This is a genomic window from Mycobacterium adipatum, from assembly GCF_001644575.1.
Classification (GTDB): Bacteria; Actinomycetota; Actinomycetes; order Mycobacteriales; family Mycobacteriaceae; genus Mycobacterium; species Mycobacterium adipatum.
This window is the reverse complement of sequence record NZ_CP015596.1, coordinates 2,757,928-2,783,590: the sequence shown is the minus strand read 5'-3', so window position 1 is coordinate 2,783,590 and position 25,663 is coordinate 2,757,928. Positions and strand designations below refer to the sequence as shown.

General features: G+C 67.9%; 24 protein-coding genes and 1 tRNA gene. 14 read left to right on the top strand and 11 right to left on the bottom strand.

What is annotated here, in order from left to right; genetic code table 11:
* Positions 1-12 precede the first annotated feature (12 nt).
* The 4 genes from A7U43_RS13180 to A7U43_RS13165 form a co-directional block, all read right to left on the bottom strand.
* Positions 13-87 (bottom strand) — tRNA-Val (locus A7U43_RS13180).
* Positions 88-135: 48 nt separating this feature from the next.
* Entirely contained in the window at positions 136-597 is a 462-nt protein-coding gene (locus A7U43_RS13175) for a peroxiredoxin (RefSeq protein WP_067995789.1), read from the bottom strand.
* Positions 598-599: 2 nt separating this feature from the next.
* Positions 600-1,034: a DUF3052 domain-containing protein gene (locus A7U43_RS13170; protein WP_067995786.1), complete on the bottom strand. Its 435-nt coding sequence runs from the start codon at positions 1,032-1,034 to the stop codon at positions 600-602.
* 110 nt (positions 1,035-1,144) lie between these two features.
* On the bottom strand, positions 1,145-1,687 hold the full coding sequence (locus tag A7U43_RS13165; protein WP_197500005.1) for a hypothetical protein: 543 nt from the start codon (positions 1,685-1,687) through the stop codon (positions 1,145-1,147).
* A 191-nt stretch (positions 1,688-1,878) separates the two neighbouring features.
* Between A7U43_RS13165 and aceE the strand changes: the two genes are divergently transcribed.
* From aceE to A7U43_RS13130, 7 genes are all read left to right on the top strand, one after another.
* Entirely contained in the window at positions 1,879-4,668 is a 2,790-nt protein-coding gene (gene aceE / locus A7U43_RS13160) for a pyruvate dehydrogenase (acetyl-transferring), homodimeric type (protein ID WP_067995780.1), read from the top strand.
* Positions 4,669-4,760: 92 nt separating this feature from the next.
* Positions 4,761-6,044 carry a PucR family transcriptional regulator gene (locus A7U43_RS13155; protein WP_067995776.1) on the top strand — a complete coding sequence of 428 codons (1,284 nt, stop codon included), beginning with the start codon at positions 4,761-4,763 and terminating at the stop codon, positions 6,042-6,044.
* Between the two features lie 145 nt (positions 6,045-6,189).
* Positions 6,190-7,095 (top strand): ACP S-malonyltransferase, encoded by a 906-nt coding sequence (locus A7U43_RS13150; protein ID WP_068002611.1) that lies wholly within the window; start codon positions 6,190-6,192, stop codon positions 7,093-7,095.
* A gap of 62 nt (positions 7,096-7,157) precedes the next feature.
* Entirely contained in the window at positions 7,158-7,451 is a 294-nt protein-coding gene (acpM, locus tag A7U43_RS13145) for a meromycolate extension acyl carrier protein AcpM (RefSeq protein ID WP_067995775.1), read from the top strand.
* Positions 7,448-8,698 carry a 3-oxoacyl-ACP synthase KasA gene (gene kasA, locus A7U43_RS13140; protein WP_067995774.1) on the top strand — a complete coding sequence of 417 codons (1,251 nt, stop codon included), beginning with the start codon at positions 7,448-7,450 and terminating at the stop codon, positions 8,696-8,698. Before acpM ends, kasA begins: the two co-directional genes overlap by 4 nt.
* A gap of 54 nt (positions 8,699-8,752) precedes the next feature.
* Positions 8,753-10,006, top strand: a complete 1,254-nt coding sequence (kasB, locus tag A7U43_RS13135) for a 3-oxoacyl-ACP synthase KasB (RefSeq protein ID WP_067995773.1) — start codon at positions 8,753-8,755, stop codon at positions 10,004-10,006.
* Between the two features lie 53 nt (positions 10,007-10,059).
* Positions 10,060-11,481: an acyl-CoA carboxylase subunit beta gene (locus tag A7U43_RS13130; protein ID WP_067995772.1), complete on the top strand. Its 1,422-nt coding sequence runs from the start codon at positions 10,060-10,062 to the stop codon at positions 11,479-11,481.
* Between the two features lie 83 nt (positions 11,482-11,564).
* Here the strand turns inward: A7U43_RS13130 and A7U43_RS13125 are convergent, their stop codons facing one another.
* Entirely contained in the window at positions 11,565-12,314 is a 750-nt protein-coding gene (locus A7U43_RS13125; RefSeq protein WP_067995767.1) for an SDR family oxidoreductase, read from the bottom strand.
* A gap of 83 nt (positions 12,315-12,397) precedes the next feature.
* Between A7U43_RS13125 and A7U43_RS13120 the strand changes: the two genes are divergently transcribed.
* The gene (locus tag A7U43_RS13120; RefSeq protein ID WP_067995765.1) at positions 12,398-13,273 is read left to right on the top strand and encodes a LysR family transcriptional regulator; all 876 of its coding nucleotides are present in this window, start codon (positions 12,398-12,400) and stop codon (positions 13,271-13,273) included.
* Between the two features lie 75 nt (positions 13,274-13,348).
* On the opposite strand, the gene A7U43_RS13115 is transcribed toward A7U43_RS13120, so the two are convergent.
* Both A7U43_RS13115 and A7U43_RS13110 read right to left on the bottom strand, forming a co-directional pair.
* Positions 13,349-14,884, bottom strand: coding sequence for a glycerol-3-phosphate dehydrogenase/oxidase (locus tag A7U43_RS13115; protein WP_067995758.1), 1,536 nt, complete (start codon positions 14,882-14,884; stop codon positions 13,349-13,351).
* Positions 14,881-15,465: a TetR/AcrR family transcriptional regulator gene (locus A7U43_RS13110; RefSeq protein ID WP_067995754.1), complete on the bottom strand. Its 585-nt coding sequence runs from the start codon at positions 15,463-15,465 to the stop codon at positions 14,881-14,883. The genes A7U43_RS13115 and A7U43_RS13110 overlap by 4 nt, the downstream gene beginning before the upstream one ends.
* A gap of 50 nt (positions 15,466-15,515) precedes the next feature.
* On the opposite strand from A7U43_RS13110, the gene A7U43_RS13105 reads away from it, so the two are divergent.
* Genes A7U43_RS13105 through A7U43_RS13095 form a run of 3 tightly spaced genes read left to right on the top strand, consistent with a single transcriptional unit; the run spans position 15,516 to position 18,274 of the window.
* The gene (locus A7U43_RS13105) at positions 15,516-17,084 is read left to right on the top strand and encodes an FAD-binding oxidoreductase (RefSeq protein WP_156526114.1); all 1,569 of its coding nucleotides are present in this window, start codon (positions 15,516-15,518) and stop codon (positions 17,082-17,084) included.
* Between the two features lie 2 nt (positions 17,085-17,086).
* A complete protein-coding gene (locus A7U43_RS13100; protein ID WP_068002608.1) occupies positions 17,087-17,977 on the top strand; it encodes a diacylglycerol kinase in 891 nt (296 codons plus the stop codon).
* Positions 17,978-17,986: 9 nt separating this feature from the next.
* A complete protein-coding gene (locus A7U43_RS13095) occupies positions 17,987-18,274 on the top strand; it encodes a DUF1905 domain-containing protein (protein ID WP_067995730.1) in 288 nt (95 codons plus the stop codon).
* Here the strand turns inward: A7U43_RS13095 and A7U43_RS13090 are convergent.
* The 4 genes from A7U43_RS13090 to A7U43_RS13075 all read right to left on the bottom strand — a co-directional run bounded on the left by A7U43_RS13090 (position 18,271) and on the right by A7U43_RS13075 (position 22,522).
* Complete coding sequence (locus A7U43_RS13090) at positions 18,271-18,783, bottom strand: DUF3145 domain-containing protein (protein WP_067995725.1); 513 nt, start codon at positions 18,781-18,783, stop codon at positions 18,271-18,273. The two genes, A7U43_RS13095 and A7U43_RS13090, sit on opposite strands and share 4 nt — an antisense overlap.
* Positions 18,784-18,893: 110 nt before the next feature.
* Positions 18,894-19,730 (bottom strand): serine hydrolase domain-containing protein, encoded by an 837-nt coding sequence (locus A7U43_RS13085; RefSeq protein WP_067995722.1) that lies wholly within the window; start codon positions 19,728-19,730, stop codon positions 18,894-18,896.
* Between the two features lie 10 nt (positions 19,731-19,740).
* Entirely contained in the window at positions 19,741-20,811 is a 1,071-nt protein-coding gene (locus A7U43_RS13080; protein ID WP_067995721.1) for a class I SAM-dependent methyltransferase, read from the bottom strand.
* An 88-nt stretch (positions 20,812-20,899) separates the two neighbouring features.
* Positions 20,900-22,522: a helix-turn-helix transcriptional regulator gene (locus A7U43_RS13075; protein ID WP_067995720.1), complete on the bottom strand. Its 1,623-nt coding sequence runs from the start codon at positions 22,520-22,522 to the stop codon at positions 20,900-20,902.
* 111 nt (positions 22,523-22,633) lie between these two features.
* On the opposite strand from A7U43_RS13075, the gene A7U43_RS13070 reads away from it, so the two are divergent.
* From A7U43_RS13070 to A7U43_RS13060, 3 genes are all read left to right on the top strand, one after another.
* On the top strand, positions 22,634-23,719 hold the full coding sequence (locus A7U43_RS13070) for an S-(hydroxymethyl)mycothiol dehydrogenase (protein ID WP_067995719.1): 1,086 nt from the start codon (positions 22,634-22,636) through the stop codon (positions 23,717-23,719).
* Complete coding sequence (locus A7U43_RS13065; protein ID WP_067995718.1) at positions 23,716-24,348, top strand: MBL fold metallo-hydrolase; 633 nt, start codon at positions 23,716-23,718, stop codon at positions 24,346-24,348. Before A7U43_RS13070 ends, A7U43_RS13065 begins: the two co-directional genes overlap by 4 nt.
* 174 nt (positions 24,349-24,522) lie before the next feature.
* A complete protein-coding gene (locus A7U43_RS13060; protein WP_231963583.1) occupies positions 24,523-25,656 on the top strand; it encodes a beta-mannosidase in 1,134 nt (377 codons plus the stop codon).
* Positions 25,657-25,663: the final 7 nt, after the last annotated feature.

Below are 25,663 nucleotides of genomic sequence, written 5' to 3'. Positions count from 1 at the left end.
CTGCGATTTTGATGGTGGGCGCGGACGGTATCGAACCGCCGACCGCTGGTGTGTAAAACCAGAGCTCTACCACTGAGCTACGCGCCCCGTCGCAGGCAACTTACACGCCGTGCCCGCTTGCGGAGAAATCCTCGATCACCGGCGCCGCAGCGCCTCCAGGGCGTGGCGCCAGACCGACTGGTCGCGCAGTTCACCGGGTTGCATCATCTCCGCGAACCGGATCACGCCGCCGCGGTCGATGGCGAAGGTTCCCCGGTTCGGGTAGCCGGCGTCGGCGTTGAACACGCCGTAGGACTGCGCCACCGCCCCGTGCGGCCAGAAATCGGAGAGCACCGGGAATGCGAAGCCGTTCTCGGCGGCCCAGATCTTGTGGGTGGGCGGCGGTCCGACGGAAATGGTGAGCACCGCGGTGTCATCGTTCTCGTACTCGGGCAGCTGGTCGCGGATCTCCCCGAGCTCGCCCTGACACACCCCGGTGAATGCCAGCGGGAAGAACACCAGCAGGACATTCTTGGCGCGGAGTCCGGACAGCGTGACGGCGCGGCCGTGCTGGTCCTTGAGCGTGAAGTCCGGCGCGCTGTCGCCGACAGCGAGCATGCCTATCGGCTTTTCGCGACGGCCTTGGCCTTGGGCTGCACCAATCGGCTGGCGATCCAGTCCCCCAGATTCGCCGACGAGGTCTGCATCAAGCCCGCGGTCGGCGCGGACTCGGCGATCTCGGCCGGCTGCACGTGGCCGGGCTTGCCCGTCTTCGGCGTCACCACCCAGATCACGCCGTCATCGGCGAGCGGGGTGATGGCGTCCATCAGCCGGTCCACCAGGTCACCGTCGTCATCGCGCCACCACAACAGCACTACGTCGACAACCTCGTCGGAGTCTTCGTCGAGGAGCTCAGCGCCGCACGCATCCTCGATGTCGAACCGGATGTCGTCGTCGGTGTCCTCGTCCCAGCCCAGCTCCTGGACGACCTGCCCCTTGGCGATGCCCAGCTTCTGGGCGTAATTCGGGTCGGAATCCTTCCCCGCCGCGACCACCTTCTGTCCTCCCTCATCCTGCTTCGTATGTGCCTCCGAACTTCTGGAGCCCTATCGTCGCACGTCGTGCTGTACTAACCGCTCACCGGCGGCAAGTTTGATCGTGTTCGTCAATATGCCGCGTCGCACAGGTCCAGCGCCACCGTCCGGGAATCGTTCAATTCATTGATGGCGTCGTTGAACGGACCGGGTCCGATGTCCGTGGCGATCGCCGAGGCCACCGCCCGCGCGGCGTCGACCCAGCGCGTCAGCGCACCGGACAGCTCGGGCCCCAGCGGGTCGGACAGGCTCTGGCCCACCAGGTCGGCACTGCCGTTGAGGGCGTCGATCGCCGGACCCGCGGTGGCTGCCACGTCGGCGCTCTGGTTGTACGCGTCGACGTAGGCATTGACCTCACTGATCGCGTCGGCGCTGCTGTTGCTGATCGCCTCGCACGACGTCCGGACGGCGCGGTTGGTGATCGACACCTGGCGTTCGGATTCCTTGGAGCTGGAACTCGCCGCCGACTCGGCGATCGATGCGGACACCGACGCCTGGTAGATCGGCGCGTCGGCCTTGTCCAGGGTGGCGGTACCGCTGGTAACACTCGTGCACCCCACCACGATGAGGGCGAGCGTTGCAGGCGCACCCGCTGCCAACGCAGCGATGCGCATCCGCCGCGGTGCTGCGGAGCCCCGCCAACTGTTCAGCATCGCCGCCAAACTTACCGGTTCACCGCCGCAAAGGGCAGATCATCGCAGTAGGCAACCCCGCCCGGTGATCTGCGGCAGGATGGGGGGACGATAGAGGGTGCCACAAGCACCAAGTATCCGACACCAAGCACCTTTCAACCGAGGAGCCGTAGTTGACCACCGAGTTCGCGCGCCAAGACCTGGCCCAAAACTCTGGCACCACAGGCGAACCCGACCGGGTTCGTGTGATCCGGGAGGGCGTTGCCTCCTATCTGCCCGATATCGACCCCGACGAAACCGGCGAATGGCTGGAATCGTTCGACGATCTGCTGGAGCGATCCGGCCCGGCCCGGGCGCGCTACCTGATGTTGCGCCTGCTGGAACGGTCCCGGGAGAAGCGCGTCGCGATCCCCGCGCTCACCTCCACCGATTACGTCAACAGCATCCCCACCGAACTGGAGCCCTGGTTCCCCGGCGACGAGGACGTCGAGCGACGTTACCGCGCCTGGATCCGGTGGAACGCGGCCATCATGGTGCACCGCGCTCAGCGCCCGGGAGTCGGTGTGGGCGGCCACATTTCGACGTACGCATCCTCGGCCTCGCTCTATGAGGTGGGGTTCAACCACTTCTTCCGCGGCAAGTCCCACCCCGGCGGTGGCGACCAGATCTTCATCCAGGGCCACGCCTCCCCCGGTATCTACGCACGGGCCTTCCTGGAGGGCCGCCTCTCCACCGACCAACTGGATGGTTTCCGTCAGGAGCATTCGCACTCCGGTGGCGGCTTGCCGTCCTACCCGCATCCGCGCCTGATGCCCGGCTTCTGGGAATTCCCCACGGTGTCGATGGGCCTGGGCCCGATGAACGCCATCTATCAGGCCCGCTACAACCACTACCTGACCGACCGCGGCATCAAGGACACCTCCGATCAGCACGTGTGGGCGTTCCTCGGCGACGGTGAGATGGACGAGCCCGAAAGCCGCGGCCTGATCCAGGTGGCGGCCAACGAGGCGCTGGACAATCTGACCTTTGTGGTGAACTGCAACCTGCAGCGCCTGGACGGCCCGGTGCGCGGCAACGGCAAGATCATCCAGGAACTCGAGTCGTTCTTCCGGGGCGCCGGCTGGAATGTCATCAAGGTCGTGTGGGGCCGCGAATGGGATGCACTGTTGCATGCCGACCGCGACGGCGCATTGGTCAACCTGATGAACACCACCCCCGACGGTGACTACCAGACCTACAAGGCCAATGACGGCGCCTACGTCCGCGACCACTTCTTCGGCCGCGACCCGCGTACCAAGGCCCTCGTCGATCCGATGACCGACAAAGAGATCTGGAACCTCAAGCGCGGCGGGCACGACTACCGCAAGGTGTATGCCGCCTACCGCGCCGCGATGGAGCACAAGGGCCAGCCGACGATCATCCTGGCCAAGACCATCAAGGGTTACACGCTGGGCCAGCACTTCGAGGGCCGCAATGCCACGCACCAGATGAAAAAGCTTGCCCTGGAAGACCTCAAGTCCTTCCGCGATGTCACCCGGGTGCCGATTTCTGATGCGCAGCTCGAAGAGAACCCGTATCTGCCGCCGTACTACCACCCCGGTCCCAACGCTCCCGAGATCCGTTACCTGCTGGACCGGCGACGCACCCTCGGCGGGTTCCTGCCGGAGCGGCGCACCAAGTCCAAGGCGCTCAAACTGCCGGGCACCGAGACCTACAAGGCGCTCAAGAAGGGTTCCGGCAAGCAGCCGGTGGCCACCACCATGGCCACCGTGCGCACCTTCAAGGAACTGTTGCGCGACAAGAACATCGGGCCACGCATCGTGCCGATCATCCCGGACGAGGCCCGGACGTTCGGGATGGACTCGTGGTTCCCGAGCCTGAAGATCTACAACCGCAACGGCCAGCTCTATACCGCCGTGGACTCCGAGCTGATGTTGGCCTACAAGGAATCCGAGGTCGGCCAGATCCTGCACGAGGGCATCAACGAGGCCGGCTCGACCGCGTCGTTCACCGCGGTGGCCACCTCCTACGCCACCCACAACGAGCCGATGATCCCGATCTACATCTTCTATTCGATGTTCGGGTTCCAGCGCACCGGCGACGGATTCTGGGCGGCGGCCGATCAGATGGCCCGTGGGTTCGTGCTCGGCGCCACCGCCGGGCGTACCACGCTCACCGGCGAGGGTCTGCAGCACGCCGACGGGCATTCGCTGTTGCTCGCCTCGACCAACCCGGCGGCGGTCACCTACGACCCGGCGTACGCCTACGAGATCGCCCACATCGTGGAAAACGGGCTGCAGCGGATGTACGGGGACAACCCGGAGAACGTGTTCTTCTACATCACCATCTACAACGAGCCCTACGTCCAACCCGCCGAGCCGGAGAACTTCGACCCCCAGGGTGTGCTGCGCGGGATGTACCGGTTCCGCAGGTCACCCGAGAAGCGCAGCAGCACCGCGCAGATCCTGGCCTCGGGCGTGTCCATGCCCGAAGCCGTCAAGGCCGCCGACATGCTGGCCGAGAAGTGGGACGTGGCGGCCGACGTGTGGTCGGTGACCAGCTGGGGTGAACTCAACCGCGACGGTGTCGAGGTGGAAAAGCAGGTGCTGCGCCATCCCGACAAACCCGCGCCGACGGCTTATGTCACCCAGGTGCTCGCCGACGCCGCCGGCCCGGTGGTGGCGGTATCGGACTGGATGCGCGCCGTCCCCGAGCAGATCCGCCCGTGGGTGCCCAACACCTACGTCACGTTGGGCACCGACGGGTTCGGATTCTCCGACACCCGCCCGGCGGCGCGCCGCTATTTCAACACCGACGCCGAGTCGGTGGTGGTCGCGGTGCTCGAAGCCCTGGCCCGCGACGGCGAGATCGACCCCTCGGTGGCCATCGCCGCCGCCAGGGAGTACCGCATCGACGACGTCACGGCCGCCGACGTTTCCTACGCCGACACCGGAAGCGCCTGACGAATTATGGAGCGTCGGCCGCCACCATCGCGGCCGACGCTCCACAACTCATGGGGACGGATCTCTACAAAAGATAGGCGTAGATTTTAGGGGTGGTCGACAAGTTCTCCCCTCCGCCGGCGTCCACCCTGGAGGTCCTGCAGAGCGTTCCCGAATCGGCGTTGCGCCGGCTCAAGCAGTACTCCGGACGCCTGGCCACCGAGGCCGTGCACGCCCTGGAGACCCGGCTGCCCTTCTTCGCCGACCTGGAGGCATCCCAGCGCGCCAGTGTGCAGCTGGTCGTGCAGACCGCGGTGATCAACTTCGTGGAGTGGATGCGCGACCCCAACAGCGATGTCGGCTATACCGCCCAGGCCTTCGAGGTGGTGCCCCAGGATCTGCGCCGACGGGTCGCGCTGCGGCAGTCGGTGGAGATGGTGCGGGTCACCATGGAGTACTTCGAGGAAGTGGTGCCGCTGCTGGCGCGCAACGAGCAGCAGCTCACGGCGCTGACCGCGGGCATCCTGCGCTACAGCCGCGACCTGGCGTTCGCCGCCGCCACCGCTTACGCGGACCAGGCCGAGGCCCGCGGAGCCTGGGACACCCGGATGGAGGCCAACCTGGTCGATGCCGTGGTGCGCGGGGACATGGGACCGGAGCTGCAATCCCAGGCGGCGGCGCTGAACTGGGACGCGACCGCGGCGGCGACCGTGATCGTCGGTCTGCCGCGGCCCGATCGCATCGAACAGACCGGCGACGACGTGCACGACGCGGCCAACCGGTGCGGCCGCGCGGCGCTCTCCGACGTGCACGGCACGTGGCTGGTCACCATCGTGACCGGTGGGCTCTCCCCGACCGAACGCTTCCTGGCCGAACTGATGACCGTGTTCGGCGACGGCCCGGTGGTCATCGGCCCGACGGTGCCGACCCTCGGTGCCGCCCACCGCAGCGCTGCCGAGGCCATCGCCGGGATGAATGCCGTCGCGGGCTGGAGCGGCGCACCGCGGCCGGTGTCCTCGCGCGAACTGCTCCCGGAGCGGGCCCTGCTGGGTGACCCCACCGCGGTGGCGGTGCTGGCGACCGAGGTGATGCGACCGCTCGCCGATGCCGACCCCGCGCTCACCAAGACGCTCGACGCCTACCTCGACTCCGGCGGCGCCATCGAGGCGTGCGCCCGCAAATTGACGGTTCATCCAAACACCGTGCGATATCGCCTCAAACGAATCACCGATTTCACGGGTCGCGATCCGACCGTTCCCCGGGATGCGTACATCCTGCGCGTCGCCACCACGGTGGGTCGGCTCAAAGGTGACGCAAGCCACTTCAGCTCGCCAAACGGCTATTCCGCGGCGTCAGGTGGACAACAGCCCACCCGCTGGGGCGGCTACAACCCGTGAGCCCTTGTTGCGGCCAGGTCTCGGCCCGGTCGCTTCACGTGCGCTTTTGTGGAAACTCCACAAAAGAATAAGACAAGGTTCATAATCTCTTACACCGCACTATGAGGCACTCACAGTGTTTTCTTAATCCGTGCCCCCTATGAATGTGCTTGCGCTGCTGGCGCCCGGACAGGGCTCCCAGACCCCCGGCATGCTCGCGCCGTGGGTGGAGCTGCCCGGCGCCGCTGAACGCCTGGACGCCTGGTCGCAGATCAGCGGACTCGACCTCGCACGCCTGGGCACCACCGCGACCGCCGAGGAGATCACCGACACCGCGGTGACCCAGCCGCTGGTGGTGGCCGCGACGCTGCTCGCCCACGAAGAAGCCACCCGGCGCGGTGTGCTGCGTAGTGACGCCGCGGTGGCCGGCCACTCGGTCGGCGAGATCGCCGCCTACGCCATCGCCGGTGTGATCAGCGCCGACGACGCCGTGAGGCTGGCCGCGACCCGCGGTGCGGAGATGGCCAAGGCCTGCGCCCTGGAGCCCACCGGGATGGCCGCCGTGCTCGGCGGCGAAGAGGCCGAGGTACTGGCCCGCCTCGAGTCACTGGACCTGATCCCGGCCAACCGCAACGCCGCCGGACAGATCGTCGCCGCCGGCGCGGTCGCCGCGCTGGAGAAGCTCGCCGAGGACCCGCCGGCCAAGGCCCGGGTCCGCGTGCTGGCCACCGCCGGGGCGTTCCACACCCATTACATGGCACCCGCCGCCGAGGGCTATGCCGCCGCGGCCGCGACGGTGTCCACCAACGAGCCCACCGCGACACTGCTGTCCAACGCCGACGGCAAGCCGGTCGACTCGGCGGCCGACGCGATGGCCAAACTCGTCGCGCAGATGACCCGCCCGGTGCGCTGGGATCTGTGCAACGAGACCCTGCGCGGCATGGCGGTCACGGCCATCGTGGAGTTCCCGCCGGCGGGAACCCTGGTCGGTATCGCCAAACGAGAACTGAAGGGCACACCGACACACGCGGTGAAGGCCCCCTCAGACCTGGACGGACTCGCCGAGCTCTAGCCCAGGTACCACCCGAAACCAACCGCACTCCGATAGCCGGAGTGTCGTAACAAGAAGGAGCCATTGTGGCCAACCAAGAAGAAATCATCGCCGGCCTCGCCGAGATCATCGAAGAGGTCACCGGCATCGAGCCGTCCGAGGTCACGATGGAGAAGTCCTTCGTCGACGACCTGGACATCGACTCGCTGTCGATGGTGGAGATCGCCGTGCAGACCGAGGACAAGTACGGCGTGAAGATCCCCGACGAGGATCTGGCCGGCCTGCGCACCGTCGGTGACGTCGTCGCCTACATCCAGAAGCTGGAAGAAGAGAACCCCGAGGCTGCCGCCGCACTGCGCGAGAAGTTCGCACAGTGACACGTCCTTCCACTGCTAATGGCGGTTTCCCCAACGTCGTCGTGACCGCCGTCACGGCGACCACTGCGCTCGCGCCGGACATCGAGAGCACGTGGAAGGGTCTGCTGGCGGGCGAGAGTGGCATTCGTGTCCTCGAAGACGACTTCGTGGGCAAGTGGGATCTGAACGTGAAGATCGGTGGGCACCTCGCGGAGCCGCTCGATCCGCTGATGTCCCGCCTGGAACTGCGGCGCATGTCGTACGTCCAGCGCATGTCGAAGTACGTCGGTAATCAACTGTGGGAATCCGCCGGTAAGCCCGAGGTCGATCCCGACCGTTTCTCGGTCGTGATCGGCACCGGCCTCGGTGGCGGCGAGAAGATCGTCGAGATGTATGACGCGATGAACGAGGGCGGACCCCGCAAGGTGTCGCCGCTGGCCGTTCAGATGGTCATGCCCAACGGTGCCGCCGCCGTCGTGGGTCTCGAGCTCGGCGCCCGCGCCGGGGTCATCACCCCGGTGTCGGCGTGTTCGTCCGGTTCGGAGGCCATCGCCCACGCGTGGCGTCAGATCGTCATGGGTGACGCCGACATCGCCGTGTGCGGTGGCGTGGAAGGCATGATCGAGGCACTGCCCATCGCGGCGTTCTCGATGATGCGGGCCATGTCGACGCGTAACGACGATCCCGAAGGGGCGTCGCGGCCGTTCGACAAGGACCGTGACGGCTTCGTGTTCGGCGAAGCCGGGGCGATGATGATCATCGAGACCGAGGAGCATGCCAAGGCTCGCGGCGCCAAGCCGCTGGCCCGTCTCATGGGTGCCGGCATCTCGTCGGACGCCTTCCACATGGTGGCTCCGGCACCGGACGGTCTTCGGGCCGGCCACGCGATGAAGCGCGCCATGGAGACGGCGGGCTTGTCCCCCTCGGACATCAGCCACGTCAACGCACACGCCACGGCAACGCCCATCGGTGACACCGCAGAGGCCAATGCGCTGCGCGTCGCCGGAGTCGGTCATGCCGCGGTGTACGCGCCCAAGTCGGCGCTGGGCCACTCGATCGGCGCCGTCGGCGCCCTCGAGTCGATTCTGACGGTGCTGGCACTGCGCGACGGTGTCATCCCGCCGACCCTCAACTACGAGACCCCCGATCCTGAGATCGATCTCGATGTTGTTGCGGGCGAGCCTCGTTATGGCGACTACCAGTACGCCATCAACAACTCGTTCGGTTTCGGTGGCCACAATGTGGCGTTGGCGTTCGGACGTTACTGAGGATTCAGGGGAGAGTCCTCCAAGCAATGCGGCAGTAAAGAGGTGGGGAACAGCGTGACTGGGCTCTCGACGGGGAACGGTCTTCCCAACGTGGTCGTCACTGGCGTAGCCATGACGACCGCGTTGGCGACCGACGCCGATACGACGTGGAAGAAGCTGCTGGCGGGCGAAAGCGGCATCCGGACGCTCGAAGACGATTTCATCGAGATGTACGACCTGCCGGTGCGAATCGGCGGTCATCTGCTCGAGGACTTCGACAGCGAGCTGACCAGGGTCGAACTGCGTCGCCTGTCCTATCTGCAGAAGATGTCGACGGTCATCGGCCGTCGGGTATGGGAGAACGCAGGGTCCCCCGAGGTCGATCCCAAGCGGCTGATGGTCTCCATCGGCACCGGCCTGGGATCGGCCGAGGAACTCGTCTTCGCCTACGACGGCATGCGGGCCAAGGGCCTGCGCGCGGTCTCGCCGCTGGTCGTGCAGATGTACATGCCCAACGGTGCAGCCGCTGCCGTCGGACTGGAGCGCAAGGCCAAAGCCGGTGTCACCACCGTGATCTCGGCCTGCGCGTCGGGTTCGGAAGGTATCGCCAACGCCTGGCGCAACATCGTGTTCGGCGAGGCGGATATCGCCATCTGCGGCGGCGTCGAGACGAAGATCGAGGCGGTGCCGATCGCCGGCTTCGCCCAGATGCGCATCGTGCTCTCCAACACCAACGACGACCCGGCCGGTGCCTGCCGGCCGTTCGACCGGGACCGCAACGGTTTCGTGTTCGGTGAAGGCGGCGCCATGATGGTCATCGAGACCGAGGAGCACGCCAAGGCCCGCGGCGCCAACATCCTGGCCCGCATCATGGGCGCCAGCGTCACCTCGGACGGCTTCCACATCGTGGCCCCCGATCCCAACGGCGAGCAGGCCGGGTACGCAATGACGCGCTCTCTGCAGCTCGCGGGCCTGCAGCCCAGCGATATCGACCACATCAACGCGCACGCGACCGGCACCAGCGTCGGTGATGTCGCCGAGGGTGTGGCCATCAACAATGCGATGAAGGGTCACAAGCCCGCGGTGTACGCACCGAAATCGGCGCTCGGGCACTCCGTGGGCGCGGTGGGCGCGGTGGAGTCCATTCTCACAGTGTTCGCGTTGCGTGACGGGATCGTCCCGCCCACGCTTAACCTCAAGAATCTGGACCCCGAGATCGACCTGGACGTGGTGGCTGGCGAGCCCCGTACCGGGGACTACAAGTACGCGATCAACAACTCGTTCGGATTCGGTGGGCACAACGTGGCGCTCACCTTCGGAAAGTACTGACAGAAGTACCGAAGGCGCCGGTCACCATTCCGACGCGTAACCAGGAGGACTGGATGACCATCATGGCTCCCGAAGCGGCCGCTGAGTCACTCGACCCGCGCGACCCGCTGCTACGGCTGCAGACGTTCTTCGACGACGGCAGCGTCTCGGTGCTGCACGAGCGCGACAAGTCCGGGGTGCTGGCCGCCTCCGGCACCGTCAACGGTGTGAAGACCATCGCGTTCTGCACCGACGGCACCGTCATGGGGGGCGCGATGGGTATCGAGGGTTGCGCCCACATCGTCAACGCCTATGACGCCGCCATCGAGGAGCAGAGCCCCATCGTCGGCATCTGGCACTCCGGCGGTGCGCGACTGGCCGAGGGCGTCAAGGCACTACATGCCGTCGGCCTGGTCTTCGAGGCGATGATCCGCGCGTCCGGTTACATCCCGCAGATCTCGGTGGTCGTCGGCTTCGCCGCCGGCGGCGCCGCCTACGGTCCGGCGCTCACCGATGTCATCGTGATGGCTCCGGACAGCAAGATTTTCGTCACCGGCCCCGACGTGGTGCGCAGCGTCACCGGCGAGGACGTCGACATGGTCTCCCTCGGCGGCCCCGAAGCGCATCACAAGAAGTCCGGCGTCTGTCACATCGTCGCCGACGACGAGCTCGACGCGTACGAGCGCGGTCGCCGCCTGGTCGGGTTGTTCTGCCAGCAGGGCCATTTCGACCGCAGCAAGGCCGAGGCCGGCGATACCGACCTCAAGGCCCTGATGCCCGAGTCCGCGCGCCGCGCCTACGACGTGCACCCCATCGTCGAGGCTCTCCTCGACCGGGACGCCCCGTTCGAGGAGTTCCAGTCCCGCTGGGCCCCGTCCATCGTGGTGGGCCTGGGCCGGCTGGCCGGCCGCAGCGTCGGCGTCATCGCCAACAACCCGCTGCGTCTCGGTGGCTGCCTGAACTCCGAAAGTGCGGAGAAGTCGGCACGTTTCGTGCGCCTATGTGACGCCTTCGGCATCCCGCTGGTGGTCGTGGTGGACGTCCCCGGCTACCTGCCCGGCGTGGATCAGGAGTGGGGCGGGGTGGTTCGGCGCGGCGCCAAGCTGCTGCACGCGTTCGGTGAAGCCACCGTCCCGCGCGTCACCCTGGTCACCCGCAAGATCTACGGCGGCGCCTACATCGCGATGAACTCGCGCTCCCTCGGTGCCACCAAGGTATTCGCCTGGCCCGACGCCGAGGTCGCCGTCATGGGCGCCAAGGCCGCCGTCGGCATCCTGCACAAGCGCAAGCTGGCCGCCGCCGCCGACCACGAGCGCGATGCCCTGCACGAGGAACTGGCCGCCGAGCACGAGCGGATCGCCGGCGGCGTGGACAGCGCCATCGAGATCGGCGTGGTGGATGCCAAGATCGATCCCGCGCACACCCGCAGCGTGATCACCCAAGCGCTGGCCGAGGCGCCCGCACGACGCGGCCGCCACAAGAACATCCCGCTGTAACCCCTGTCCTTGCCGAAACAGCATTCCGGACGGCCGTCACTCGACATTTGCCGTCTGGAATGCTGTTTCGTCGTTTCTGGGGGTCAGCGGGTGGTGTAGCCGCCGTTGGCAAAGATGGTCTGGCCGGTGATCCAATGCCCCTCGCCGGCCAAGAACACCACCAGCGGGGCGATGTCCTCGATGAGCGTCAACCGACCACCCATGGCCTGCGACTTGTGGAAGTCCACCCGCTCGGGTGTCTCCTGCCCGTAGAAGAACGGCGTGTCCATCGGTCCGGGCCCGACGTTGTTGACATTGATGCCGCGGTCGGCGAACTCCTTGGCCGCCGCACGCGTGAAGTGCTCGACCGGACTCTTCGCCCCGGCGTAGGTGGAGTAGCCGTCGGTGAACGCCGCCAGCAGCGCCGTGACGATCGTGGTGACCGACCCGCCGTCGGCCAGTCGCACACCCGCCTGCTGCAGAAAGAAGTACGCGGACTTGGCGTTGATGTCGAACATCGAATCATATTCGGCCTCAGTGGTTTCCACGATCGGTTTGCGAAGCACTTTGCCCACGGTGTTGATCGCGATATCCACACTGCCGAACGCCTCGATGGCGGCGTCGAACAGCTTCTCCACATTGGCGGGCACGGTCAGGTCACCTTGGACCTTGATGGCGCGCGCACCGGCGGCCTCGATATCGGCGACGGTGGCGTCTGCGTCGGCTTCGGTGGCCGCGCTGTTGTAGTGCACCGCGACATTGACTCCCCGCTGCGCCAACGACCTGCTGACCAGGCCACCGAGATTCTTGGCACCGGCGGCGACGACTGCTGACTTTCCTCTGATTTCACTCATGGCCAGAACGCTAGCCAGCCATTTGACAATTGAAAAACAGAGATAATCTGCTTTTCAACAAACATAAGTTGTAGATTGATATCATGCTCCTGGACCTGCGACGGCTGACCCACTTTGTCGCGGTGGCCGACGCAGGCAGCTTCACGGCGGCCTCGGCCAGACTGCACATCAGCCAGCAGGCCCTGAGTCAATCCGTGCAACTGCTCGAAAAGGATCTGGCGGCACCGCTGTTCGTCCGATCGGGCCGCCGCATCACCTTGACCGCCGCCGGCACCCAACTGTTGGCCGAGGGCCAGGTGCTGCTGGCCGCGGCCGGGACCGTCGCCGACCGGGTGTCACGCACCGCCGACGGTGCCGATGAACAGTTCGTCGTCGGGCACACTCCCGCGCTCAGCGGCGCCGAGGTGTACACCTGCACCGAACCTGCCATTGCCGCCTTCCCTCATCTTTCGGTCACCTTCCGACAGCTCTACCCGGACCAGCTTCGGCAGGAAATAATCTCGGGCACAGTACAACTCGGATTGCGCCGCGGCGTGGTGCCCAGTAGCGAGCTGTCCACCGCCGTCGTCGGTTACGACCGGGTGCGACTCGCGGTGCCCGCCGACCATCGGTTGGCCGGCGCGCCGGCCGCCGATATCCACGACCTGGCCGGTGAGCGCATCGCACTCTGGTCGCCGCCGGGGTCGTCCTACTACAGCGACTTCTTGATGGGCGCCTGCCGTCGCGCCGGATTCGAACCCGACTTCGTCGTCAGCCGCGTGCAGGGCGCCGCCACGGTCGCCGCTCCCCTGACCACCGGCGCGGTAGCCTTCGTCACCACACAGGCCGGTCCGGCGATGGACGGACGCGTCCACGTGATCGACCTGGAACCCGAGCTCCTGGTCGGCGTGCAGGCGCTGTGGCAACGCCATACCCGGTCGGCGGTCCGAGAGGCCATCCTGAGCGCGGTGCCGCTGTAACCCCTGTCCTTGCCGAAACAGCATTCCGGACGGCCGTCACTCGACATTTGCCGTCGGGAATGCTGTTTCGTCGTTTCAGACGAACTCGTGCGCCGCCACCTCGGCTCGCTCGCGGTCGCCCGGCACCAGGCCGATCCTGGTGCGCCGGTCCAGGATGTCCTCCGCGGTCAGGGCGCCCTCGTGGGTCACCGCGTACTCGAATTCCGCACGGATCACGTCGATCCCCTGCGCGACCGGATCGCCCGGCCGCTCACAGGTGGCCGCCGCGATGACGTGGCGGGCCTCCGCGCCGTACCGCGCCACCAGCGACGCGGGCAGATCGACCGGGGCGCGCAGCGTGGACACCGGGTTCCCCGGCGCCCCGACCAGCGGCAGGTTGCGGGTCCGGCAGGCCGCGGCGGCCAGCCCGCGCAGCGCCACCGCGCGATCCACCACATCCTCGGCCATATAGCGGTATTCGGTGAGTTTGCCCCCGATCACGCTGATGACACCGTTGGGTGACTCGGTCACCGCGTGCTCACGCGACACATCGGCGGTATGCCCGCCGGATTCGATCAGCGGTCGAAGCCCGGCATAGGACCCGCGGACATCGGCTTGGGTCAGTGCGGTGTCCAGGGCGGTGTTGACGGTGTCGAGCAGAAACGACACCTCGGCCGGGGTGGGTTGCGGCACATCGGGAATCGGCCCGGGTGCGTCCTCGTCGGTGAGGCCGAGGTAGACCCGGCCCAGCTGCTCGGGCATCGCGAAGACGAACCGGTTGAGCTCCCCCGGTATCGGGATGGTCAGCGCGGCGGTCGGATTGCCGAAGGCGGCCGCATCGAACACCAGGTGGGTGCCGCGACTGGGCCGCAGCGTGATCGACGGATCGACCTCTCCCGCCCACACACCGGAGGCATTGATCACCGCACGAGCCCGTACGTGCAACGATTCCCCGGTGAGTTCGTCGACCAGGCGGACCGAATCACCCTGTGCCGCATGGGCGCCGACCCGAGTCAACACGATGGCACGGTGCTGGGCCGCGGTGCGGGCCACCGCGGTGACCAGCCGGGCATCGTCGATCAACTGGCCGTCGTAGGCCAGGAAGGCACCGTCGAGCCCGTCGCGGCGCACCGTCGGGGCCAGTTGCACGGCGCGCGCGGCGTCGACGCGGCGTGACCTGGGCAGCACGTGGGCCGGGGTGCCGGCCAGCGCCCTCAATCCGTCGCCGGCCGCGAAGCCCACCCGAACCAGGGCGCGCGAGGCCCGGCCCATCGCGGGGAGCAGCGGGACCAACTGCGGCATCGCGGACACCAGGTGAGGCGCATTGCGGGTCATCAGGATGCCGCGTTCGATGGCGCTGCGACGGGCGATGCCGATACTGCCGGTCGCCAGGTACCGCAGTCCGCCGTGCACGAGTTTGGAACTCCACCGGCTGGTACCGAAGGCGAGATCGTGTTTCTCGACGAGCGCGACCCGCAGCCCGCGGGTGGCCGCGTCCAGGGCGATACCGGTGCCGGTGATACCGCCGCCGATCACCAGCACATCGACTGCGGGGCCGTCGGCGAGCGCGGCGAGTTCGGCACTGCGCCGGTCGCGGTTCAGGGCGGTGGCGTCGATCGATGCCGGGGTCATGGCTGCAGGTATCCGTTCAGTGCGTGGGCGAGTTCGACGGCCAGCTCGTCCGCGCCGAGGATGGGCTCGACCATCTGCGCGGACTGCACCGCGGACTGGGTGATGAGCAGGCACATCGCGGCGAGCCGGCGCGGGTCACCGGCGCGCACGCTGCCGTGCTCCTGGGCCAGTTTGATCTGGCCGGCGGTGGCATCGATGAGGATCTGCTGGCTGGTGCCGAGCCGCTCGGAGATGTAGACCATCGCCAGTTCGGGCGCATTGTGCAGCACCGACATCACGATCTGGTCGTCGCGCAACCGTCCGGCGACGGCGACGATGCGGGCAACCAGTGCCGTGCGGCCGACCTCGCGGTCACCGGCGTCGTCGAGCACCCGGGTCACCCGGGCGGTGAGCAACGCGGCCAGGATCGACCGGGTGTCCGGCCAGCGCCGGTACACCGTCGGTCGGCTGACACCGGCCCGGCGGGCGATCTCGGCGAGGGTGACCCGCTCGACGCCGTAGGCGAGGACGCAGGCGGCGGCCGCATCGAGGATTCGATCCCCGACGGGCGCTTCCGATTCCTCGTTACTGATTGACACCATATGTAATACTGTAACGCATGACGCACGCCGATGCAGCCCTGCAACCCCCGATGAAGTGGAATGCCTGGGGAGACCCGCAGGCCGCGAAGCCGCTGTCCGACGGCATCAAGACACTGCTCAAGCAGGCCCTGGGCGTCGACGGGCCCGCCACCCCGGACCTGGAGATCACCGAGGTTCGGGTGCGCCCGTCGACGCTGGGTGACAGCGACCGCGAGGCACTGGAAGCGATCGTCGGGGCGCAGTTCTGCCGCACCGACGACGACAGCCGGCTGCGTCGCGCCGGCGGCAAATCCACACCGGACTTGTTGCGACGCAAGGACACCGGCGTCCAGGACGCGCCGGATGCGGTGCTGCTACCCGCCGGCGAGGACGACATCGCCGACGTGCTGCGCGTCTGTTCGCAGCGCCGGATCGCCGTGGTGCCGTTCGGTGGTGGCACCACCGTGGTCGGCGGGGTCGACCCCGAGCGCGGCGAGTTCGCCGCGGTCATCTCGCTGGACCTGCGCCGGCTCGACGCCCTGCACGGTCTGGACACCGTGTCCGGTGAGGCCGAACTGGGTGCCGGTGTCACCGGCCCACGGGCCGAGGAACTGCTCGGCGCGCACGGCTACTCCCTCGGGCATTTTCCGCAGAGCTTCCAGTTCGCGACCATCGGCGGGTTCGCCGCCACCCGGTCCTCCGGACAGGATTCGGCCGGCTACGGCAGATTCGACGATATGGTCCGCGGCCTGCGCGTAGTCACACCGGCCGGGGTGCTCGATCTGGGCCGCGCCCCGGCCTCGGCCGCCGGGCCGGATCTGCGCCAGCTGATCGTGGGTTCCGAAGGCGTCTTCGGCATCATCACCAGCGTGCGGGTCCGGGTGCATCCGGTCTCGCAGTCGACCCGCTACGAGGCCTGGTCATTCCCGGACTTCGCCACCGGCGCCGACGCGTTGCGCGCCGTCATCCAGACCGGCACCGGCCCCACCGTGATCCGGCTGTCCGATGAGGCCGAAACCGGCGTCAACCTGGCCACCACCGAGAGCATCGGCGAGCAGAGCATCACCGGGGGCTGTCTGGGGATCACCGTGTTCGAGGGCAGCGCCGCACACACCGAGAGCCGGCACGCCGAGACCGCCGCGCTGCTGAGGGCGCACGGTGGCACCTCGTTGGGCGAAGCACCGGCCAGAGGCTGGGAGCACGGCCGCTTCAACGCGCCGTATCTGCGTGATTCGCTGCTGTCGGCGGGCGCGCTGTGCGAAACCCTGGAGACCGCGACCAACTGGTCCAATGTGCCCACGCTCAAGGCGGCCGTCACCGCAGCGCTGACCGAATCGCTCGGCCAGGCCCTGGTGATGTGCCATATTTCGCACGTGTACCCCACCGGAGCGTCGCTGTACTTCACCGTCGTCGCGGCCCAGCAGGGTGATCCCCTCGCGCAGTGGCAGCGCGCCAAGACCGCCGCCACGGATGCCATGGTGCGCACCGGCGCCACCATCACCCACCATCACGCCGTCGGCGCCGATCACCGACCCTGGATGCAGGCCGAGATAGGCGATCTCGGCGTGGATATCCTCAAGTCGGTGAAGGCGACGCTGGATCCGGTCGGAATCCTGAACCCCGGCAAGCTGATTCCGTGACCATCGGCCGGGTCACCGTGCTGACCAACCCGGCATCGGGGCACGGCAGCGCACCGCATGCCGCGGAACGCGCGATCACGCAGTTGCACCGCCGTGGGGTGGACGTGGTGGCCATCGCGGGTCGCGACTCGGCGCATGCCCGCCAACTCGTCGAGGGCGCACTGGAACGCGGCATGGACGCGTTGGTCGTCGTCGGCGGCGACGGCATCATCTCGCTGGCCCTGCAGGTGCTCGCCCGGACCGACATTCCCCTCGGCCTCATCCCGGCGGGCACCGGTAACGACCATGCGCGCGAGTTCGGCATCCCGACAAGGGATCCCGAGGCGGCAGCCGATGTGATCGCCGATGGCAACATCGCCGAGGTCGATCTCGGCCGCATCTCCGGCGCCGACGGCACCGACCGCTGGTTCGGCACCGTGATGGCCGCCGGGTTCGACTCGCTGGTCACCGACCGCACCAACCGGATGACCTGGCCGCACGGCCGGATGCGCTACAACCTGGCGATGGTGGCCGAGATCTCCAAGCTGCGGCTGCTGCCGTTCCGGCTGAGCTTCGACGGGGGTGACGAGGTGGTCACCGAGCTGACGCTGGCGGCGTTCGGCAACACCCGCAGCTATGGCGGCGGCATGTTGATCTGCCCCGGCGCGGACCCGACGGACGGTCTGCTCGATGCGACGATGGTGGCCTCCGCGTCGCGGACGAAGCTGATCCGCCTGTTCCCCACCGTGTTCAAGGGCACCCACGTCGAGCTGGACGAGGTGCGCACGGCACGGGCGAAGACGATCACCGTCGATTCACCAGGTATCAATGCCTACGCCGACGGTGAGTACGTGTGTCCGCTGCCCGTGACGGTGTCCGCGGTACCGGGCGCGCTGAAGATCCTCACGCCCTAATCTGAGGCGGTGGACTGGGAGTTCGACGCTGAGGTGTTCCAATGGCGCGGCCCGGCCCCGTACTTCTTCGTTCCCACACCGCCCGAGGTCGACGATTTCCTGCACGCCCATCTCGGTGAGCTGACGTACGGATGGGGTGTCATCCCGGCCCGGGTGCGCGTCGGCGCCACCGAGGTGACGACATCGCTGATCCCCAAAGACGATGTCTACCTCGTGCCGCTGAAGGTGGCGCTACGCCGGCCCGAAGGCATCGACGACGGTGATGTCGTGCGGGTGCGGCTGAGCGTCGGCGATTAACCGACGCCGCGGTTGAGCCAGCTGACCTCGCCGGTGTCGCCACCGCCGCGGTAGGGCTCCAGCGATTCGTCCCATGCGGTGCCGAGCACCGAGTCCAGATCGGCGGCCAGCGCGTCGGCTCCGGAAGCCATCAGTGTGCGCAGCCGCTGCTCACCGACCATCACGTCCCCGTTGGCGCTCATGGTGCCGCTCCACAGACCGAGCTGGGGCGTGTGGCACCAGCGGTGACCGTCGACGCCCTCGCTGGGATCCTCGGTCACCTCGAAGCGCAGCACCGACCAGGACCGCAGCGCGTTGGCCAGCTGGGCGCCGGTGCCCACCGGGCCCACCCAGTTGGTGACGGCACGCAGCTGTCCGGGCATGGCGGGCTGGGGCGTCCACTTGAGGTTCGCCCGCGCCGACAGGGTCGACGAAAGTGCCCACTCCACGTGTGGGCATACCGCCGCAGGCGAGGCGTGAACGTAAACCACGCCAGTTGTCGCCTCGGCGAACTGGTTCGACGCACGCATACTTTTGCTCCTTCGGCTCCACGAGGGACGTCTTCCCCAACGACCTGGTGTTACCGAAATGTGCAGTTGTTTCGTGCGTGTCTATTGTGCCCTGTGAGACGGGTGTTGCGCTAGTGTGCGCCGAATTCTCTCAGGACTCCATCAGAGATGGTCGGCCACACCGCGTGCGTCCAGTCCCCGAAATCGCGGTCGGTGAGCACCACCAGGGCCAGGTCGGCGACCGGATCCACCCACAGAAACGTCCCTGACTGGCCGAAATGCCCGAATGTCGCCGGCGAGTTCGCCGATCCGGTCCAGTGCGGCGACTTGTGTGCACGCAGCTCGAACCCCAGCCCCCAGTCGTTGGGACGTTGCGACCCGAATCCGGGCAACACGCCGTCCAGGCCCGGGAACTGCACCGTGGTCGCCTCGGCATGCAGATCGGACGTCACCAGCACCGGGCGCAGCAGATCCGCGGCGAAGCGGGCCAGGTCATCGACGCACGACTCGCCGCCGTACCCGGCCGCCGCGGCCCCGCCGGTCAGTGCCGTCGAGGCCATCCCCAGGGGTTCGAAGACCGCCTCGTGCAGGTAGCTGCCGAACTCGATCTCGGTGGTCCCCTGCAGCGCCTCGGCGAGCAGGGTGAAGCCGTAGTTGGAGTAGATCCGTCGGGTCCCGGGCGCGGCCAGGTGATCCGGCCCCTGCATGCTCACCCCGGAGGCGTGCGCCAGCAGGTGGCGCACCGTGGAACCGGGCGGGCCGGCCGGGGTGTCCAGCTCGAAGGCGCCCTCCTCCACCGCGACGTGCGCGGCGCGGGCGACCAGCGGCTTGGTCACCGAGGCCAGCCGGAACCGGGCCGCGGTGTCGCCGTGGGTGGCGAGCACGCAAACACCCCCGCGGGACGGCCCGACCACCGCCGCGGCCGCCGTCGGAACCGGCCAACTGTCGAGAAGTTCCAGAGCACCCACCCGCTGGATGCTACTGAGCGGGCTCCCCGCTCTTGTGTGCCACGTAGTAGAAGTTGATCGGATCGGAGTCGATCTCGCGCACCTCAACATCACCGAACCCGGCGTCGGCGAGCATCGCGGTGGCCCTCTCCCGCCCCCAGCAGGTGCCAAGACCGTCACCGTCGAGACCCAGCGACACACTCATGCAATGCATGGTCGAGACGGTGTAGAGGTAGGGCGCGAACGGCTTTCCGATATTGTCCTCGACCCGGCTGGACGACTTGATGTCGACCATCAGGAACGTGCCGCCCGGGCGGAGCACGCGGTGGATGTTGGCCAGCACGGCTTTCGGGTGCGCCTGGTCGTGGATCGCGTCGAACGCGGTGACGACATCGAAGGCCTCCGCGGCACCGTAGCGGGCGACGTCGGCCACCACGAAAGTGGCATTGTCCAGCTGAAGCCGTCCGGCCTCGCCGGCGCCGGCGGCCACCCCCTCCTCGGAGAAGTCGACGCCGGTGAATCGGCTGGCCGGGAAGGCGCCGGCCATGACGTTGACGGCGTGGCCGCTGCCGCAGCCGAAGTCGGCCACGTCGGCGCCGCTGCCCAGCCGCTCGGGCAGACCGTCGACCATCGGCAGGATCACGTCCACCAGCGCCGCGTCGAAGACCTCGCCGCTGTCCTCCGCCATCAGCGTGTGGAAGCGCGGGTACTCCGCATAGGACAGCCCACCCCCGTTCACGAAGCAGTCGATCACCTTCTGCTCGACCTCACCGAGCAGCGGGATGAACTGGGCGACGCGGGCGAGGTTGTCCGGGCCCGCGGCCCGGGTGAGGGCGGCCGCACGGTGCCCGGGCAGGGCGTAGGTCTGTGCCGTCGCGTCGTAGTCGACGATGCCCCCACACACCACGCCGTCGAGCCATTCCCGGACATAGCGTTCGTTGAGTCCGGCGGCATCGGCGATCTGTGCGCTGGTGGCCGGCGGCAGGGCGGCCAAGGTGTCGAACAACTTGGTCTGGTGCCCGATGGACAGCAGCAGGGCGATACTCGCCGCGTCGATGGCGCCGATCAGGCGCCCGGCGAATTCTTCGGTGGTTTCGGTCATGTCAGCACGCTAGGCCGACCCACCTGCCGCGGTCATCGGGCAGATCATGTGTTCGCCCGCCGCCGGCCTGTGGTGCAAATGCTGTAGGTCACCCGTCGCCGGCGAGCACACCCTGTTGATGGGCCCAATGCGCGGCCGCGGTGCGGGTCGACACGCCGAGCTTTGCGTAGATGTTGGCAAGGTGCCTGCCCACGGTCTTGTCCGACAGGTGCAACTGCGCGGCGACCTGCCTGTTGGTGGCACCGCCCGCGATGACCCGCAACACCTCGATCTCGCGCCTGGTGAGGCCACCGGGACTCTGGCGCCCGCACGTCCCGGCCGGTTGCACCGCGAGTTGCTCGTAGATGGTGTCGGCGGTCGCCAGGTCCGCAGCGGCCGCAGCATCCGCCCCGATACCGCTGTGCGCCAGGGCTATCCACTCGTACACCTCGGCGGTCTCGTAGCGGGACCGCTGGGTGCGGTAGGCCCGCAGCGCCGTCTCAAGGGATTGCAGCGCACCCTCATGCTCACCGCGGCGCACCAGAACCGCGCCCCGGGCGTGCGCCGCCCACGCGCGATAACCCGGGGTGGCGAAGGTCGCGGCGCCGGCCTCCAGATCTCGGCAGTGCTGCTCGGCTTCGTCCAACGCGTCACGCGCCAAGGCGATCTCGACCGCCGGGCGCAGCATGCGCATGCGCTCGAAGGTTCCCGCCCCGGCCATCGCGACCCGCAGGCCGACCCAGGCCGCCTCGGTGTCGCCCAGCCGGCACTGCAGCAGTGCCTCACCCGGCTGTGGGTCGATACCGAGACTGCGAGCCTTGGTGAACGCCACCAGCGCTCCCTCGGTGTCTCCGCGCAGCCGGCGCACCTCTCCCAGCTGATAGAAACCCTCGGCGCCGACCCAGGCGTTGACGCCCTCCAATGCCGCACTGGCGACGATCAAGTGGTTCTCCAGCTGCCGGTAGTCGTCGTCGGCGGCGGCCAGCTGCAGACGATGCACATCGCAGACGCGGTAGTAGGCGGCGCTGCCATCGACATCGCACCACCGCGCCATGGCGTCGGTCCACGTCCGCATGCGTGGCTGATCGGCCAGTTTGTGGCACAGGTTGAGCACGACACAGTAGATGTCCCCGGCCCATTCGACGCGGACGTCGCCGGTCAGCAGCGTCAGGATCGCCTCGTCGAGAAGATCGTTGCCGTCGCTGGCCCGCCCGTCGTGCATGGCGGATATCGCACGGGTGATCAGGCACAGCGCGGTCAGCGACGGGTCGTCGAGGGGCTCGCAGATGACGCTCATATGTGCTGCCAGGCGGTTGAGTTCGCCGGTGTCCTGGTTGGCCGAGGCGGCCAGCGCATCCAGGTAGGCGAGGTAGCCATGGGTGGGCCCCGGCGGTGCGTCGGCGAGCAGCCGGCGCGCGCGATTCATCCACCCGTTGGCGATGGTCACATCGCCGCGGGTCAACCACTCCAGGCCGATCTCGACGGCCTTCATCGACGCCGCCGCCGGGTCGCGGCGCACCAACTGGCCGTACACCCGCTCGGACAATCGGATGGAGTCTCTGATCTCGCCCAATCGCCATGCCGCGGTGGCGTACGCGTCGAGGTCGTCCAGTCCCATCGGGCCCACACCGTCGGCGCGGGCATAGCCTTCGTAGGCGGCACGCCAGTCCCGCCGCGCGTGCGCGGCCCGCGCCTCGTGCAGCAGATCCTCGACCGTGCGCAACGCTGTCATCGGCGTCCACCGTATTACGGGTACCGCGGGGGCAACAGCCCCCAGCTGGGCCGACACCCGAAACTGGACACCTGTCCGGCAAACCCGGGGGTCGGGTATTAGGTTATAGGCATGAGTCAGACGGTGCGAGGTGTCATTTCCCGGTCCAAAGGTCAGCCAGTCGAATTGGTCGACATCGTCATCCCCGATCCGGGGCCCGGTGAGGTCGTGGTGGCGATCCAGGCGTGCGGTGTCTGTCATACCGATCTGACCTACCGCGAGGGCGGCATCAACGACGAGTACCCGTTCCTGCTCGGCCACGAGGCGGCCGGCATCGTCGAGACGATCGGTGCGGGCGTCACCCACGTGGAGGTCGGCGACTTCGTCATCCTGAACTGGCGCGCGGTCTGCGGTGAGTGCCGGGCGTGCCGGCGCGGCCGGCCGCACCTGTGCTTCGACACCTTCAACGCCACCCAGAAGATGACGCTCACCGACGGCACCGAACTGTCCCCCGCCCTGGGCATCGGGGCCTTCGCCGACAAGACCTTGGTGCACGAAGGACAGTGCACCAAGGTCGATTCCGCCGCCGACCCGGCCGTCGCAGGCCTGCTCGGCTGCGGTGTGATGGCCGGCCTGGGCGCCGCGGTCAACACCGGTGCGGTCAACCGCGACGACACCGTGGCGGTGATCGGCTGCGGCGGCGTCGGGGACGCCGCCATCGCCGGGGCTGCCCTGGTCGGCGCGCGCCGCATCATCGCCGTGGACGTGGACGACCGCAAACTGCACACCGCGCGCGAATTCGGCGCCACCCACACCGTCAATGCCCGCGACCTCGATGCGGTGGCCACCATCCAGGACCTCACCGACGGTTTCGGCGCCGACGTCGTGATCGACGCCGTCGGGCGCCCCGAAACCTGGAAGCAGGCCTTCTATGCCCGCGACCTGGCCGGGACCGTGGTGCTCGTCGGGGTACCGACACCGGACATGAAACTGGAAATGCCGCTGGTCGACTTCTTCTCCCGCGGCGGATCGCTGAAGTCGTCCTGGTATGGCGACTGCCTGCCCGAGCGCGACTTCCCCACCCTGATCAGCCTCTACCTGCAGGGCCGCCTGCCGCTGGAGAAGTTCGTCTCCGAGCGCATCACGCTCGACGGCGTCGAGGATGCCTTCCACAAGATGCACGCCGGTGAGGTCCTGCGTTCGGTGGTCGTGCTGTGAGCGGACCGTCCAACATCGAGCGCGTGGTCACCAGCGGAACGTTCGAACTCGACGGCGGCAGCTGGGATGTCGACAACAACATCTGGCTCGTCGGTGACGACAAGGATGTCATCGTCTTCGACGCTGCCCACACCGCCGCACCGATCGTCGAGGCGGTCGGCGGCCGCAATGTGGTGGCGGTGATCTGCACCCACGGCCACAACGACCACATCACCGTCGCCCCCGAACTCGCCAGCACCCTCGACGCCCCGGTGTTCCTGCACCCGGCCGACGAGATGCTGTGGCGCGCCGTGCATCCCGATGCCGAATTCCGCACCGTCACCGAGGGTCTGGTGCTGACCGCCGGCGGTATCGAACTCCACGCCCTGCACACTCCCGGGCACTCCCCCGGATCGGTGTGCTGGTCGGCTCCCGAACTGAACGCCGTCATCTCCGGGGACACCCTGTTCCAGGGCGGGCCGGGTGCCACCGGTCGGTCCTATTCGGACTTCCCCACCATCTTGGACTCCATCTCCACCAAGCTGGGCACGCTGCCCGGCGAGACCGTCGTCTACACCGGCCACGGCGACACCACCACCATCTGCGGCGAAATCGTGCACTACGACGAATGGGTGGCGCGCGGGCACTGAGTCCGGCGAAATTCGGCGAATGGTTGCTGTGTTCGCACCGCGCGTGACCATGTCGTGGAATTCGGCGAAGGCACCCGGCCGGCGACGTTGCTGAAACGTCGCCGACGCTCGCTTCTCCGACAAAGCCGCAGGTCAGATGCGCGAAACGCGAGCGGTGGACGCTAAAGTCGGCGCATGGCGCGTCGGCCGTTCCGGACTCTTACGCTGTGCCTGATGCTGGCCATGGCGATCGGCTGCGCCGGCCCGCAGCCCGCTGAGCCCGAGTGGGCAGCGACGCACTCGGCGACCGCACCCGCAGCCCACATCCCGGTCGTCGGGGTTTCTGGCACATCGTTGACCCTCGACGGCAAGCCGTGGTGGCCGATCGGCATCAACGCCTATCAGCTGGGCACCGACTGGTCGGTGAACGCCGGCTGCGGTGCGCAGGTGGACCTCGACACGTATTTCGGTCAGCTGCAACCGCATTCGCTGACCCGGTTCAACGCATTCTCCAGTCTTGCGGTGAACAAGCACACCGGCCAGCTCGACTTCAGCGCCCTCGACGCGGTGGTCCGCGCCGCCGAGCGGCACGGCCAGCTGCTCATCGCGGTGCTCTCCAGCAACGAAGGCAGCTGCGAGAGCGGCACCTTCAAGGACCACCGGTGGTACACCGAGGGCTGGCGGTCGGAGATCACACCAGGCCTGCTGATGACGTTCCAGGCGTGGATGGAGACCGTGGTGCGGCGCTGGGCGGACTCACCTGCGCTTGCCGGCTGGACGGCCGTCGGCGAACCCGAACCCTCGCAGTGCCGGGACCGGCAATGCGACTGGACACAACGGTATTGCGACCCGGACGCGGCCGGGGTGCTCCGCGCGTTCTACGACGCCACCGGCGCCCGCATACACGAACTCGACCCCGGCGCAGTGATTTTCAGCGGCCACGCCGGTGGCGGGCAATGCGGTTCGGCGGGAGACGCATTTGAGCTCGTGAACGCCTCACCGGGGATCGACGTGCTGGAGTACCACTTCTACCAAGGCATCGACTACCTGCCCGGAAATGTGTTCGACGGGCTGGCCCGGCGGACCCAGCAGGCCAAGGCGTTGAACAAGCCGCTGCTGATCACCGAAATCGGCATGGCGGCCGGATCCTGCGGATCGATCGACGAGCGCGAGCGGGTACTGCGCGCCGCCTTCACCGAGATGCGTAATCGGGGCTCGGCGGGTGCGATGTTCTGGGCCTACGTCCCGGACCCGCGACCCACCGAATGCACACTCGACATCGGCCCCGCCGACCCGCTGATGCGCCTCGTCGGAACCGCCCCGAACTGACGCAGGG

Excerpts from the sequence above, each read along its gene's own strand:
- A7U43_RS13115 (WP_067995758.1), bottom strand. The coding sequence starts at position 14,884 with ATGACCCCGGCATCGATCGACGCCACCGCCCTGAACCGCGACCGGCGC.
- A7U43_RS13110 (WP_067995754.1), bottom strand. The coding sequence starts at position 15,465 with ATGGTGTCAATCAGTAACGAGGAATCGGAAGCGCCCGTCGGGGATCGA.
- A7U43_RS13060 (WP_231963583.1), top strand. The coding sequence starts at position 24,523 with ATGGCGCGTCGGCCGTTCCGGACTCTTACGCTGTGCCTGATGCTGGCC.
- A7U43_RS13130 (WP_067995772.1), top strand. The coding sequence starts at position 10,060 with ATGACCATCATGGCTCCCGAAGCGGCCGCTGAGTCACTCGACCCGCGC.
- A7U43_RS13175 (WP_067995789.1), bottom strand. The coding sequence starts at position 597 with ATGCTCGCTGTCGGCGACAGCGCGCCGGACTTCACGCTCAAGGACCAG.
- A7U43_RS13070 (WP_067995719.1), top strand. The coding sequence starts at position 22,634 with ATGAGTCAGACGGTGCGAGGTGTCATTTCCCGGTCCAAAGGTCAGCCA.
- A7U43_RS13120 (WP_067995765.1), top strand. The coding sequence starts at position 12,398 with ATGCTCCTGGACCTGCGACGGCTGACCCACTTTGTCGCGGTGGCCGAC.
- A7U43_RS13075 (WP_067995720.1), bottom strand. The coding sequence starts at position 22,522 with ATGACAGCGTTGCGCACGGTCGAGGATCTGCTGCACGAGGCGCGGGCC.
- A7U43_RS13125 (WP_067995767.1), bottom strand. The coding sequence starts at position 12,314 with ATGAGTGAAATCAGAGGAAAGTCAGCAGTCGTCGCCGCCGGTGCCAAG.
- A7U43_RS13090 (WP_067995725.1), bottom strand. The coding sequence starts at position 18,783 with ATGCGTGCGTCGAACCAGTTCGCCGAGGCGACAACTGGCGTGGTTTAC.
- A7U43_RS13080 (WP_067995721.1), bottom strand. The coding sequence starts at position 20,811 with ATGACCGAAACCACCGAAGAATTCGCCGGGCGCCTGATCGGCGCCATC.
- A7U43_RS13105 (WP_156526114.1), top strand. The coding sequence starts at position 15,516 with ATGAAGTGGAATGCCTGGGGAGACCCGCAGGCCGCGAAGCCGCTGTCC.
- A7U43_RS13165 (WP_197500005.1), bottom strand. The coding sequence starts at position 1,687 with ATGCGCATCGCTGCGTTGGCAGCGGGTGCGCCTGCAACGCTCGCCCTC.